11 protein-coding genes are annotated in these 13133 nt (G+C 71.5%); 9 read left to right on the forward strand and 2 right to left on the reverse strand.

The window, feature by feature from the left end:
- Positions 1 to 67: 67 nt before the first annotated feature.
- Positions 68 to 1807 carry a serine/threonine-protein kinase gene (locus L2C96_RS31110; RefSeq protein WP_237338791.1) on the reverse strand — a complete coding sequence of 580 codons (1740 nt, stop codon included), beginning with the start codon at positions 1805 to 1807 and terminating at the stop codon, positions 68 to 70.
- Between the two features lie 127 nt (positions 1808 to 1934).
- On the opposite strand from L2C96_RS31110, the gene L2C96_RS31115 reads away from it, so the two are divergent.
- From L2C96_RS31115 to L2C96_RS31135, 5 genes are all read left to right on the forward strand, one after another.
- Positions 1935 to 3806: a methylmalonyl-CoA mutase family protein gene (locus L2C96_RS31115; RefSeq protein WP_237338743.1), complete on the forward strand. Its 1872-nt coding sequence runs from the start codon at positions 1935 to 1937 to the stop codon at positions 3804 to 3806.
- Positions 3806 to 5974, forward strand: a complete 2169-nt coding sequence (gene scpA / locus L2C96_RS31120) for a methylmalonyl-CoA mutase (RefSeq protein ID WP_237338744.1) — start codon at positions 3806 to 3808, stop codon at positions 5972 to 5974. Before L2C96_RS31115 ends, scpA begins: the two co-directional genes overlap by 1 nt.
- 4 nt (positions 5975 to 5978) lie before the next feature.
- Positions 5979 to 6962: a methylmalonyl Co-A mutase-associated GTPase MeaB gene (meaB, locus tag L2C96_RS31125; protein WP_237338745.1), complete on the forward strand. Its 984-nt coding sequence runs from the start codon at positions 5979 to 5981 to the stop codon at positions 6960 to 6962.
- A 42-nt stretch (positions 6963 to 7004) separates the two neighbouring features.
- Positions 7005 to 7295, forward strand: coding sequence for a hypothetical protein (locus tag L2C96_RS31130; protein WP_237338746.1), 291 nt, complete (start codon positions 7005 to 7007; stop codon positions 7293 to 7295).
- A gap of 164 nt (positions 7296 to 7459) precedes the next feature.
- Positions 7460 to 8755: a M20 family metallopeptidase gene (locus tag L2C96_RS31135; RefSeq protein WP_020423176.1), complete on the forward strand. Its 1296-nt coding sequence runs from the start codon at positions 7460 to 7462 to the stop codon at positions 8753 to 8755.
- Positions 8756 to 8855: 100 nt separating this feature from the next.
- Here the strand turns inward: L2C96_RS31135 and L2C96_RS31140 are convergent, their stop codons facing one another.
- Positions 8856 to 9308 carry a gamma-glutamylcyclotransferase family protein gene (locus tag L2C96_RS31140; RefSeq protein WP_039792089.1) on the reverse strand — a complete coding sequence of 151 codons (453 nt, stop codon included), beginning with the start codon at positions 9306 to 9308 and terminating at the stop codon, positions 8856 to 8858.
- A gap of 99 nt (positions 9309 to 9407) precedes the next feature.
- Here L2C96_RS31140 and L2C96_RS31145 point away from each other — a divergent pair, with 99 nt between their 5' ends.
- From L2C96_RS31145 to L2C96_RS31160, 4 genes are all read left to right on the forward strand, one after another.
- Positions 9408 to 10811: an NAD(P)H-quinone dehydrogenase gene (locus L2C96_RS31145; protein WP_020423174.1), complete on the forward strand. Its 1404-nt coding sequence runs from the start codon at positions 9408 to 9410 to the stop codon at positions 10809 to 10811.
- An 83-nt stretch (positions 10812 to 10894) separates the two neighbouring features.
- Positions 10895 to 11386: a hypothetical protein gene (locus tag L2C96_RS31150; protein WP_237338747.1), complete on the forward strand. Its 492-nt coding sequence runs from the start codon at positions 10895 to 10897 to the stop codon at positions 11384 to 11386.
- On the forward strand, positions 11383 to 11910 hold the full coding sequence (locus tag L2C96_RS31155; protein WP_237338748.1) for a class F sortase: 528 nt from the start codon (positions 11383 to 11385) through the stop codon (positions 11908 to 11910). The genes L2C96_RS31150 and L2C96_RS31155 overlap by 4 nt, the downstream gene beginning before the upstream one ends.
- A 70-nt stretch (positions 11911 to 11980) precedes the next feature.
- The gene (locus L2C96_RS31160; protein WP_237338792.1) at positions 11981 to 12757 is read left to right on the forward strand and encodes a VOC family protein; all 777 of its coding nucleotides are present in this window, start codon (positions 11981 to 11983) and stop codon (positions 12755 to 12757) included.
- Positions 12758 to 13133 lie beyond the last annotated feature (376 nt).

The raw sequence follows: 13133 nt of genomic DNA on the forward strand, positions 1-13133 counted from the left end.
GCGGGGGAGGTCTGGTTGGGGTAGTCGGCTGCTTTGCGTTGCCGGGTGGCGGTTGTGTCCGACGTGCCTAGCCGGTCACCTGGAAGGTGGGCAGGATGCGGTCGTAGAGCGCGGTCTTCGCGGTCTCTTCCTGCTCCGTCGGCACCGTCACGCTGACCGCCCAGAGGCTGGTGCCCTGCTTGAACACCTTCGCGTACGTCGTGCGGCTCACGGATCCCGCGGCGGCCCTGTCGATGGTCCGGTACATCATCGTCAGGCCGTCCTGCTCAGCCAGCTTCGCCTGGTTGACCAGCTTGAACTCGCCGTTCGAGCGGCTCTTCTCCAGCGCCTTGACGTAGTCGGCGATGTCGTTGCCGGGGAAGTACTTCGGGAAGTGGTTCACCGCCAGCATCTGCGAACCGTCCGCGGAGACGAACTGCACCAGCGTCGACAGGGGCAGGTCGTCGCCGGCCTGGGAGCTCGTGAACCGCGTCCAGTCGGCAGGCACGTCGACCGTGAAGGTGCCGTCCTGAGCTCCCTTGACGCTCGACGCCTCGCCCGTGCGCCGCTCGAAGACCGTGGGCTGCGGGACCGACGGCGCGGACGTCTCGTCCCGCGACGGGGGCGCCACCGGCTGCGCCCCGATCACCCGCGCCGCGACGAAACCGCCGAACGCGGCGGCCACGAACAGCACCAGCGAAGCCACCACCAGCAACACCGTCGCCGTAGTGCTGCGGCCGGCCGTGGCCGGTGCCGCCAGCGTGGCAGCCGGGCGGGGCGCGGCCAGCGTGTCGGCCGGACGGGGCTGCCCGAACGGCAACGGCCCTGGATCGGCGGCCAGCTCGTTGCTCGCCTCCGCGCGGGGCGGGCCGAACGGCAGGGGACCGGGATCGGCCGCCAGCTCACCGCTCGCCTCCGCGGCACCGTCCTCCAGCACCGGGCTCGCCGAGATCTCCCGAGTGTCGGTGGCCTCCTCGCGCTGACCGCTCGCCGCGGCGAACATCTCCGGTCCGAACAGGACCCGCGGCGCCTTCTCCAGTATCGGGTACAACTGCCGCCGCACCTGCGCCAGCGGCAACCGGTCCCGCGGCTCCTTCGCCATCAACGCGGTGATCAACGGCGCGAGCGGACCAGGCGACGGCCGTGGCACCTCGCCCTTCACGACCTTCCCGATCGTCTCCAGCGGGTCGCCGTCCGCGTCGTACGGCGGGTGGCCCTCCACCGCGCAGAACAACGTCGCGCCCAGACCCCACAGGTCCGCGGCCGGGGTGACGGCTTTGCCGGAAGCCACCTCCGGGGCGATGTACGCCGGCGAACCCAGCGTCATCCCGGTGCGGGTCATCGACGCGTCCGACACGTTCCGGGCGATGCCGAAATCGGTGAGCTTGATCCGCCCGTCCTCCGCGACCAGCACGTTCCCCGGCTTCACGTCACGGTGCGTGATGCCCGCGTTGTGCGCGGCCCCCAGCGCCGCGGCCACCGCGTCACCCACCGCGGCGGCCTGCTCGACCGACAGCGGCCCGTGGTCGCGGATCAGCTCGGCGAGGCTGTGCGACGGCAGCAGCTCCATCACGACGAACGGCTCGCCGTCCTGACGTGCGACGTCGTGCAGGGTGATCACGTTCGGGTGAGACAGCACGGCGATGGCCCTGGCCTCGCGCAGCGTCCGCTCACGCAGCTCGTTCGCCTGGCCCGCGGTGACCCCGGGCGGCAGCAGGATCTCCTTCACCGCGACCGGCCGGTGCAGGAACTCGTCGTAGGCCGACCACACCGTGCCCATCGAGCCGGAGCCCAGCACGGAGCGCAGCCGGTACCGCCCGGCCACCACCCTGGTCTCCTCGCTCGAACTCGCCACGGCACCATTGTTGCGGATGCGCGCTCGGTGACTGCGGGCGCTGCCGGGCCGCGAGCAGAGTCACAATCGCGCCCCTTGCCCGCCCCCTACCATCAGACCTATGACTCAGGCTGGGACAACGGCGCCCACCCCGGATTCACCGGACGAGCTGGCCCTCGCCGCCGAGTTCGGGACGCCGCGGCACGAGGACTGGCAACGCCTCGTGGCGGGGGTGCTGACGAAGAGCGGAGTGCTGCCGGAGGACTTCGACGGCGCCCCGGAAAGCCTCCTGACCAGCAAGACCTACGACGGCATCGAGATCCAGCCGCTCTACACGGCGGACGACGCCGCCGCGCCCGCCGGGTTCCCCGGCCTGCCCCCGTACGTGCGGGGCGCGCGGGCCGAAGGCAACGTCGGCACCGGCTGGGACGTGCGCGTCCTGCACGGCGGCGCCGACGCGGCCGAGACCAACAAGGCCGTCCTCGCCGACCTGGAGAACGGCGCCTCCTCGGTGTGGCTGCGCGTCGGTGGTGACGCACTGCCACTGGACGCCCTCGCCGACGCGCTCAACGAGGTCTACCTCGACCTCGCGCCGATCGTGCTCGACCCCGGCGCCGACTACGAGGCCGCCGCCGACGCGCTGCTCGGGCTGCTCGCCGAAAAGAACATCCCGGACAGCGAGGTCACCGGGACCATCGGCGCCGACCCGATCGCCCTGCGTGCCCGCACCGGCCGTCCGCACGACACCGCTCCCGCCGCCGCGCTCGCGGCCCGCCTGTCCGCCAAGCACCCGAAGCTGCGCACGCTGGTCGTCAACGCCCTGCCCTACCACGAGGCGGGCGGTTCCGACGCGCAGGAACTCGGCGCCGCCATCGCCGCCGGGGTGGCCTACCTGCGTGCCCTCACCGACGCCGGGCTGAGCGTGGACGCGGCCGCCGACCAGTTCGAGTTCCGCTTCGCCGCGACCGCCGACCAGTTCCTCACCATCGCCAAGCTGCGCGCCGCCCGCCGCCTGTGGGCGCGGGTGTGCGAGGTGTCCGGCGCGACCGCAGGCCGCGGCATGCGCCAGCACGCCGTCACCTCGCCCGCGATGTTCACCCGCCGCGACCCGTGGGTGAACATGCTGCGCACCACCGTCGCCTGCTTCGCCGCCGGTGTCGGCGGCGCGGACGCGGTCACCGTCCTGCCGTTCGACTTCGCGATCGGGCTGCCCGACTCCTTCTCCCGCCGGATCGCCCGCAACACCCAGTCGATCCTGCTGGAGGAATCGAAGCTGTCCGGCGTGATCGACCCGGCGGGCGGCTCCTGGTACGTGGAGAACCTGACCGACGCGCTGGCCAACGCGGCCTGGCGCGAGTTCACCGAGATCGAGCGGCAGGGCGGCATCGAGGCGGTGCTGGACTCCGGCACGCTCGCCGCCCGGCTCGCGGAGACCTGGGCGGCGCGGCAGAAGCGCCTGGCCACCCGCAAGGACCCGATCACCGGCGTCAGCGAGTTCCCGGACCTGCACGAGAAACCGGTCGAGCGCACCCCGGCTCCGTCCGTTGTGGACGAGGGCGGGCTGCCGCGCGTGCGGTACGCGCAGGCCTACGAGCAGCTGCGGGACCGCTCCGACGCGCACCTCGCCGAGACGGGTGAGCGGCCGAAGGTCTTCCTCGCCACGCTCGGCCCGATCGCCGCGCACACCGCCCGCGCGACCTTCGCGTCCAACCTCCTCCAGGCCGGCGGCATCGAACCGCTCAACCCGGGCGCGGTCGAGGACGTGGTCGCCGCCTTCCGCGAGAGCGGCGCGACGGTCGCCTGCCTGTGCGGCACCGACAAGCTCTACGCCGAGCACGCGGCGGACACCGCGAAGCAGCTCAAGGAAGCCGGCGCCAGGCGGGTGATCCTCGCGGGCAAGGGGCAGTACCCGGGCGTCGACACGTACGTGCACGCGGGCTGCGACGCCCTCGCTGCCCTGGCCGCCATCCTCGACACGCTGGGAGTGAAGTGATGGCCATCCCCGACTTCACCGACGTCGAACTCGGCATCCCCGACCCGGGCAGCCAGACCGACTGGGCCGAGGCGCTGCACTCGAGCACCGGCAAGGGCGCCGACGCCCTGACCTGGGAAACCCCCGAGGGCATCGGCATCAAACCGCTCTACACCGCCGAGGACACCGCCGGTCTGGACTTCCTGCGCACGTACCCGGGCATCGCGCCGTTCCTGCGCGGCCCGTACCCGACGATGTACGTCAACCAGCCGTGGACGATCCGCCAGTACGCCGGGTTCTCCACCGCGTCCGAGTCCAACGCCTTCTACCGCCGCAACCTCGCGGCCGGGCAGAAGGGCCTGTCGGTCGCCTTCGACCTGGCCACCCACCGCGGCTACGACTCCGACCACCCGCGGGTCGCCGGTGACGTCGGCATGGCGGGCGTGGCGATCGACTCCATCTACGACATGCGGCAGCTGTTCGACGGCATCCCGCTGGACAAGATGAGCGTGTCGATGACCATGAACGGCGCGGTGCTGCCCGTCATGGCGCTCTACATCGTGGCGGCCGAGGAGCAGGGCGTGCGGCCCGAGCAGCTGGCCGGGACCATCCAGAACGACATCCTCAAGGAGTTCATGGTCCGCAACACCTACATCTACCCGCCGCAGCCGTCGATGCGGATCATCTCCGACATCTTCGCGTACACCTCGCAGCGGATGCCGCGGTTCAACTCGATCTCCATCTCCGGATACCACATGCAGGAGGCCGGGGCGACCGCCGACCTGGAGCTGGCGTACACGCTGGCCGACGGCGTCGAGTACATCCGCGCCGGGATCGACGCGGGCCTGGAGGTCGACAAGTTCGCGCCGCGCCTGTCCTTCTTCTGGGCGATCGGCATGAACTTCTTCATGGAGGTCGCCAAGCTGCGGGCGGCCCGGCTGCTGTGGGCGAAGCTGGTCAAGCAGTTCGAGCCCAAGTCCGAGAAATCGCTGTCCCTGCGCACGCACAGCCAGACCAGCGGTTGGTCGCTGACCGCGCAGGACGTGTTCAACAACGTCATCCGCACCTGCGTCGAGGCGATGGCCGCGACCCAGGGGCACACGCAGTCGCTGCACACCAACGCGCTCGACGAGGCGCTGGCCCTGCCCACCGACTTCTCCGCGCGCATCGCCCGCAACACCCAGCTGCTGCTGCAGCAGGAGTCCGGCACCACGCGCGTGATCGACCCGTGGGGCGGCAGCGCGTTCGTCGAGAAGCTGACCTACGACCTGGCGCGCAAGGCGTGGGGCCACATCAGCGAGGTCGAGTCGGCGGGCGGCATGGCCCGCGCGATCGACGCCGGCATCCCGAAGCTGCGCATCGAGGAGGCCGCGGCCCGCACCCAGGCGCGGATCGACTCCGGCCGCCAGCCGGTGATCGGCGTGAACAAGTACCAGGTGGTCGACGACCAGCAGATCGACGTGCTCAAGGTGGACAACGCCGGGGTGCGCGCGCAGCAGCTGGAGAAGCTGCGGCGGCTGCGCGAGGAGCGCGACGAGGACGCCACGCAGGACGCGCTGCGCCTTCTCACCGCGGCCGCGGAAGGCTCGGGCAACCTGCTGGAGCTGGCCGTCGACGCGGCCCGCGCCAAGGCGACGGTCGGGGAGATCTCCGACGCGCTGGAGAAGGTGTGGGGTCGCCACGCCGGGCAGATTCGTACGATCTCCGGGGTGTACCGCGACGAGGTCGGGAAATCCGGGAACGTGGAGAAGGCACGCGCGCGGGTCGAGGCGTTCGCCGAGGCGGAGGGGCGCCGTCCGCGCATCCTCGTCGCCAAGATGGGGCAGGACGGGCACGACCGCGGCCAGAAGGTGATCGCCACGGCGTTCGCCGACCTCGGCTTCGACGTCGACGTGGGCCCGCTGTTCTCCACGCCGGCCGAGGTCGCGCGCCAGGCGATCGAGGCGGACGTGCACGTCGTCGGCGTGTCCTCGCTGGCCGCCGGTCACCTGTCGCTGGTGCCCGCGCTGCGTGAGGAGCTGGCCCAGCTCGGGCGCGAGGACATCATGATCGTCTGCGGCGGCGTCATTCCGCCGCAGGACTACGACGAGCTGCGCGCCGCGGGCGCGTCGGCGATCTTCGGGCCGGGCACGGTCATCGCGGACGCCGCGCTGGACCTGCTCGACCAGCTCGAGCAGCGGGAGTCCTGAGCCCTTGCCGCGCAAGATCGACGTCGGTGCCTACGCCAAGGGTGTGCTCGCGGGCGACCGCGGCACCCTGTCCAGGGCGATCACGCTGGTCGAGTCCCAGCGGCCGGACCACCGGCAGCTCGCTCAGGAGCTGCTGGTCGAGCTGCTGCCGCACGCCGGTGGCGCGCGGCGCGTCGGGATCACCGGCGTGCCCGGGGTCGGCAAGTCGACCTTCATCGACCAGCTCGGCACCGACCTGACCGGGTCCGGCCACCGGGTCGCGGTGCTGGCCGTGGACCCGTCGTCGACCCGGACCGGCGGCAGCATCCTCGGCGACAAGACCCGCATGGCGCGGCTGGCCAACGACCCGGCCGCGTTCATCCGGCCGTCGCCGACGTCCGGCACGCTCGGCGGCGTCGCCCGCGCCACCCGCGAGACGATCGTGCTGATGGAGGCCGCCGGGTACGACGTCGTGCTGGTCGAGACCGTCGGCGTCGGGCAGTCCGAGGTGACCGTGGCGAACATGGTCGACTGCTTCCTGTTCCTGACGCTGGCCCGCACCGGCGACCAGTTGCAGGGCATCAAGAAGGGCGTGCTGGAGCTCGCCGACGTGATCGCGGTGAACAAGGCCGACGGCGAGCACGAGCGCGACGCCAAGCGCGCCGCGCGGGAGCTGGCCGGGGCGCTGCGGATGATCTACGGCCCGGACGCGGCGTGGACGCCGCCGGTGCTGACCTGCAGCGGGCTCAACGACATCGGCCTGGACACGGTGTGGCAGCAGATCGAGCGGCACCGGGAAACGCTCGAGGGATCCGGCGAGCTGGACCGCAAGCGCAAGCAGCAGCAGGTCGACTGGACCTGGGCCATGGTGCGCGAACAGCTGCAGGCCCGCCTCGCCGAGCACCCGGGCGTGAAAGCGCTGGTACCCGAGGTCGAGGAGGACGTCCGGGAGGGCAGGCTCACCGCCACGCTGGCCGCGCAGAAGATCTTGGACGCCTTCTCCGCGTGAGTCTCCTTGTTGACGGGTAACCGAACCGGCACACTGGGCAGCATGGTCAAGGTGCGTGCCGTGCTGGCGGGTCTGATGCTGACGACGATGGTCACGTTCGCCGTGCCCACCGCGCCCGCGCTCGCCGCGCCGGTGGCCGTGCACGTCGCCGCCGACGTGGTGGCGCAGCAGACCACGGACCCCGGGCCGCGCATCAACCCCGACGAGAACAGCAAGGCCAACCAGGAGAAGACGAAGAACAAGATCATCGTCGGGGTGCTCGCCGCCGTGCTCGCCGCCATCGTCCTCTGGGGACGGAGCGTGCGGCGCAAGAAGCGCAAGGCCTCCAGCTGACCACACGCGGCGCATTCGGTTACGCCGTATTCCGTAGTGCCGCTCGCCGCAGATCCACTACCGGCCGTCGCCCAGCGTGAGATCCGGTTCGAAGATTGCTCCTTGCATGGTGCAGGATTGCGTCAAATGGGTTACGTAGTTCTCGGTGTGTATGGAGGTGCGGCGTGACCGTGCTGGACTCCCGCCCGGAGGTGCCCGGTGATCACGGTGGTCGCCCTACCTCGTTCGAGGCGTCGGACGCGCTGATCACGGCGGACGGCGTCAGCATGGCTCCCGTGACCGATCTCGGTGCGGGCCGGGGCCCCTTCTGGCTGGACGAGTGGCTCGAGCGCGGCGGTACGGACCTGGTCGCCTGGCGCCGCCACATCCACGCCCACCCGGAACTGGCGCGTCACGAGTTCGCGACCACCGAGCTGATCTGCGACATCCTGCGCTCGGCCGGTCTCAGCCCGGAGATCCTGCCCGGCGGCACCGGTGTGGTGTGCGACGTCGGATCGGGTGACCGCTGCGTCGCGCTGCGGGCCGACATCGACGCGCTGCCGCTCACCGAGGCGACCGGCCTGCCCTACTCGTCGACGGTGGACGGCGCGGCGCACGCCTGCGGGCACGACGCGCACACCGCGATCCTGCTCGGCGCGGCCAAGGCACTCGCGTCGGCGCCCGAGCTGCCCGGACGCGTGCGGCTGATCTTCCAGCCCGCCGAGGAGGTCATGCCCGGCGGCGCGCTCGACGTGATCACCGCGGGTGGTCTCGACGGCGTCGACCGGATCTTCGGCCTGCACTGCGACCCGCGGGTCGAGGTCGGCAAGATCGGTACCCGCGTCGGCGCGCTGACGTCGGCCGCCGACCTCATCGAGCTGCGGCTGACCTCGCCCGGCGGGCACACGTCCCGGCCGCACCTGACCGCCGACCTGGTGCACGCGCTGGGTGTCGCGATCACCTCGCTGCCGTCGCTGCTGTCCCGGCGGGTCGACCCGCGCTCCGGCACCGTGCTGGTGTGGGGCGCGGTGCACGCCGGGCAGGCCGCCAACGCGGTGCCCGAGGAGGGCGTGCTGCGGGGCACGCTGCGGACGGCCGAACACGAGGTGTGGAAGGCGCTGGAGCCGCTCGTCCGCTCGTCGGTGGAGTCGCTGCTGACGCCCTACGGGGTCGGTTTCGAGCTGGACTACCGCCGCGGGGTGCCGCCGGTCGTCGGCGACGAGGACAGCACGGCGCTGCTGCGCGCCGGAATCGAGGCGGCCCTCGGCGACGATGCGGTGACCGGTACCGAACAGTCGTCGGGCGGCGAGGACTTCGCCTGGTACCTGGAGCACGTGCCGGGCGCCTTCTGCCGCCTCGGGGTGTGGTCCGGCGAAGGCGACCAGCGCGACCTGCACCGCCCCACCTTCGAACTGGACGAGCGCGCGCTGCACGTCGGCGTCCGCGTCCTGGTCCACACCGCGCTGGCCGCCCTGGCCTGACCAGCACGAACAAGGCCGGCGAGCGTCTGGGTGACGCTCGCCGGCCTTCGCTTGTCCACAGGGCCGGCGGTTGTCCACAGGGGTTGTGGACAAGCCGGGGTCAGGATGTGATACCGCGGCAGGGGCGGGTGCGCAGGTCGTCCACGTAGTCCGTCGGCGCGCCCGCGGCCTCGGCGGCGTCGGCGAGCACGCCCAGGTACCGGGCCGACGGCAGACCGCCCTCGTAGGCGTCCAGCACGTACAGCCAGGCCAGCGCGGAGCCGTCCATCGTCTGCACGCGGAGCCGGATCTTGTTGTGCATGCCCAGCTCGCCGCCTTCCCAGCTGTCCAGCCGGGCCTCGTCCAGCGGCGTCACGTCGTACAGCACGACGAAGACCCGGGAGCCCGGGTCTTCGACGATGGTCGCCAGGGCGCCTTCCCAGCCGAGGTCCTCGCCTCCGAAGGTCAGCCGCCACCCCTCCAGCCAGCCCGTGCCGGCCATGGGCGAATGCGGCGCCCGCTCCATCATCTGATTCGGATCCATGTTGGACCCGTAGGCGGCATACAACGGCACGCGCACAGCCTAGCCGCCCATCGCTCACCCGACCGGACGTACTCCAGGTGTCGCGGCCTAAGGTTGTGGATGAGGTGCGCGTAAGGAGGAGGAGACCACGTGACCAGGATCGTGATCATGGGCGGCGGACCGGCGGGCTACGAGGCGGCGCTGGTGGCCGCACAGCACGGCGCCGACGTCACGATCGTCGAGAAGGACGGGCTCGGCGGCGCCTGCGTGCTCTACGACTGCGTCCCGTCGAAGACGTTCATCGCCTCCTCCGGCGCCCGCGCGAACATGCACGGCCTCGGTGAGCTGGGGATCATCACCGACATGGCCGACACGAGCGTCGACCTGCGCACCGTGCACGGCCGGGTCAAGGGCCTCGCGCTCGCCCAGTCCGCCGACATCCGCGCCCGCGTGCAGCGCGAAGGTGTGAAAGTCCTCACCGGCGAGGGCCGGTTCGACGACGACGAGCCCGGCCTGGCCACCCACAAGGTGCGCGTCACGAAGGCCACCGGCGACGTCGACGTGCTCGACGCCGACGTCGTCCTGATCGCCACCGGCGCCACCCCGCGCGTGCTGCCGGGCGCGGTGCCCGACGGCGAGCGCATCCTCGACTGGCGTCAGCTCTACGACCTGCCGGAACTGCCCGAGCACCTGGTCGTGGTCGGGTCCGGCGTGACCGGCGCCGAGTTCGCCTCCGCCTACACCGAGATGGGCGTCAAGGTCACCCTCGTCTCCAGCCGCGACCGCGTCCTGCCGCACGAGGACGCGGACGCCGCCGCCGTGCTGGAGGAGGTGTTCGCCCAGCGCGGCAACACCGTCGTCAAGCATGCGCGCGCGGAGCGGGTCGAGCGCACCGAGAAGGGCGTCGAGGTCCACTTGCAGGACGGCCGCGTCATCGAGGGCACCCATGCGCTGATGACCGTCGGCTCGGTGCCCAACACCAAGGACATCGGCCTGGAGCGGGTCGGCATCGAGCCCGGCCCCGGCGGGTTCATCACGGTCGACCGGGTGTCCCGCACCAGCGTCCCCGGCATCTACGCGGCCGGCGACTGCACCGGTGTGCTGATGCTCGCGTCGGTGGCCAGCATGCAGGGCCGGATCGCGATGTGGCACGCGCTCGGCGAGGGCGTCGCGCCGATCAAGCTGAAGACGGTCGCCGCGAACGTGTTCACCCACCCGGAGATCGCGACCGTCGGCATCAGCCAGAGCGCGATCGACTCCGGCGAGGTGCCTGCCCGGACCATCATGCTGCCGCTGGCGACCAACGCGCGGGCCAAGATGGAGGGGCTGCGCCGCGGTTTCGTGAAGCTGTTCTGCCGTCCGGCGACCGGCGTGATCGTCGGCGGCGTGGTCGTGGCGCCGACGGCGAGCGAGCTGATCCTGCCGATCGCGCTGGCGGTGCAGAACCAGCTGACGGTCGACCACCTGGCGCTCACCTTCGCGGTGTACCCGTCGCTGTCCGGCTCCATCACGGAGGCCGCGCGGCAGCTGATGCGGCACGACGACCTGGACTGACGTCACGGTTGGGTGTCGGGGGCCAACCCCGGCACCCGGCGGCGCGCCTTAAGGGCCATCAGCTCTACCGCCGTGAGGCCGCCATGAGAACAACCGCCATCGCCGCCGGCTTCTTCGCGACCCTGGTCGCCGCCACGCCGGCGTTCGCGCAGACCACCACCACTCCGCCGGAGGAAACCAGCTCGGCGGAGGAGACCACTTCGGCGCCGATGCCCGTCTGGTTGAAGCTGTCCGCGTACAGCGGGCACGCCGGCGAGCAGGTCTCGGTCGCCGCCGCGTGCGACGCCGAAGCCAGTCCACTCACCACTCGAGCCCTGCGGGTGACGCAACCGCTTGCGGCGAACGCGGAGGGTCATCAGCCGTGGGCGTTGTTCGCCGAGACGGTAATCCGCGACGTGCCGGAAGGCTCCTATCCGGTGTCGTTCCACTGCGGTGGGGAACCGGTGACCGTCTACTTCACCGTGCTCGAGCGGGATTCGTCGCCCGCGCCGGGCAAGGCGGACCAGAGCCCGGGGCAGACGCGGGTCGTGCCGCGGGGTGCGCCGCAGACCGGTGACGGGTCGCTGGCGCCGTGATCCGGGCGGCGTTCGCCGCGGTGCTGGGCCTGCTCCTGCTGTGCGGTTGCGCCGCATCGCCGGAGCAGGCCCGGCCGGTCGCGGCTCCCGCTGCCGTGGAGATCCCGGCGATCGGGGCGCGCTCGACGCTGATCCCGTTGGGGCTCAACGAGGACGGGACGGTGGAGACGCCGCCGGTGACTTCGCCAGAGCAGGCGGGCTGGTATTCACACGGCCCGGCGCCGGGGGAGCGCGGGCCCGCGGTGGTGCTCGGGCACGTCGACGGCAACCGGCGGCCGGGGATTTTCGCGCGGTTGGGGGAACTCTCGCCCGGTGACCGGGTGGAGGTGTCGCGTGTGGACGGTTCACGCGCTGGTTTCGTGGTGACCGGCGTGGAGCGGGTGGCGAAGGCGGAGTTCCCGACCGCCGCGGTGTACGGCGACACGGTCGGCCCGGAGCTGCGGCTCATCACCTGCGGCGGCGAGTTCGACCGGGCGGCGCGCAGTTATCGGGACAACGTGATCGTGTACGCCGTTCTCGGCTGACCCGTTTTTGTCGGGGGTGGGTGCCAGACTGTGACCACTGGCACAACTCCTGGTGGAAGGGATGTTCGAGATGACTCTGCGCGACACCGCTTGGCCCGAGGGCACGCCGGCGTGGGTCGACCTGATGGTGGCCGATCCGAAGCGGGCTGCCGAGTTCTACGGTGGGCTGCTCGGCTGGCGGTTCGAGGACCAGGGCGAGGAGTACGGGCACTACACGATCGCGACGCTGGAGGGCAGAGCCGTAGCCGCGGTCGGCCCGTTACCACCCGCGGTGGACGACCAGGGCGCGGCGTGGACGACGTACCTGGCGGTCGCCGACGTCGACAAGACGACCGCGAAGATCAGCGAGGCAGGCGGTCAGGTGCTGTTGCCGCCCGGCGATGTCGGCGATTCGGGCCGGATGGCGATCGCGGCCGACCCGACGGGCGCGGCGTTCGGCCTCTGGCAGGCGAAGGGGCACATCGGCGCGGGAATCGCGAACGTGCCGGGCACGCTGGTCTGGAACGAGTGCATGACACGCGACTTCGACTCGGCGAAAGGTTTTTACGGCCGAGTGTTCGGCTACCGCTTCGACGACCTGTCCGCAGACGGCTTCGTCTACGCGGCGCTGAACGTGGACGACCGGACGGTCGGCGGGCTGGGACAGCTGCCGCCGGAGGTCCCGGCGCAGGTGCCGCCGCACTGGTCAGTCTACTTCGGAGTGACGGACACCGACGAGGCGCTGGCGAAAGCGGAGTCCCTTGGCGGCCGCCGGATGACCGAGCCGCAGGACTCACCGTACGGGCGAATGGCCCAGGTACTGGACGACCAAGGGGTGCCGTTCACGCTGATCGCGGTGGAGTCCTGAGCGGAGGACGGTAGGGGTTTCGGTCGGGGTTTCGGTCGGGGAGGGGATGCCGAGGTTTTCGATGAGCTGAGTCTTGCGCCTGCGCGGCGGACGGTCCCGCTGGGGCCGCGCAGGTTGTTGCGGGCCGAGTCGCAGTGCTGAGCTCGGGCTGAGGCACGGTTGCTTCGCGTCGGATCGCAGCGCCGTGTTGGTCGCGGGAGGTTGTTGCGGGCCGAGCCGTAGCGCTGAGCTCGGGCTGAGGCACGGTTGCTTCGGACCGGATCGCAGCGCCGTGCTGGTCGCGGGAGGTTGTTGCGGGCCTAGTCGCAGTGCTGAGTTCGGGCTGAGGCACGGTTGCTTCGGACCGGATCGCAGCGCCGTGCTGGTCGCGGGAGTT

It is taken from the genome of Amycolatopsis tucumanensis, from assembly GCF_021654135.1.
Classification (GTDB): Bacteria; Actinomycetota; Actinomycetes; order Mycobacteriales; family Pseudonocardiaceae; genus Amycolatopsis_E; species Amycolatopsis_E tucumanensis.

Coding starts and splice junctions, on each gene's coding strand:
- scpA (WP_237338744.1), top strand. CDS start 3,806: ATGGCCATCCCCGACTTCACCGACGTCGAACTCGGCATCCCCGACCCG.
- L2C96_RS31115 (WP_237338743.1), top strand. CDS start 1,935: ATGACTCAGGCTGGGACAACGGCGCCCACCCCGGATTCACCGGACGAG.
- L2C96_RS31150 (WP_237338747.1), top strand. CDS start 10,895: ATGAGAACAACCGCCATCGCCGCCGGCTTCTTCGCGACCCTGGTCGCC.
- L2C96_RS31160 (WP_237338792.1), top strand. CDS start 11,981: ATGACTCTGCGCGACACCGCTTGGCCCGAGGGCACGCCGGCGTGGGTC.
- L2C96_RS31130 (WP_237338746.1), top strand. CDS start 7,005: ATGGTCAAGGTGCGTGCCGTGCTGGCGGGTCTGATGCTGACGACGATG.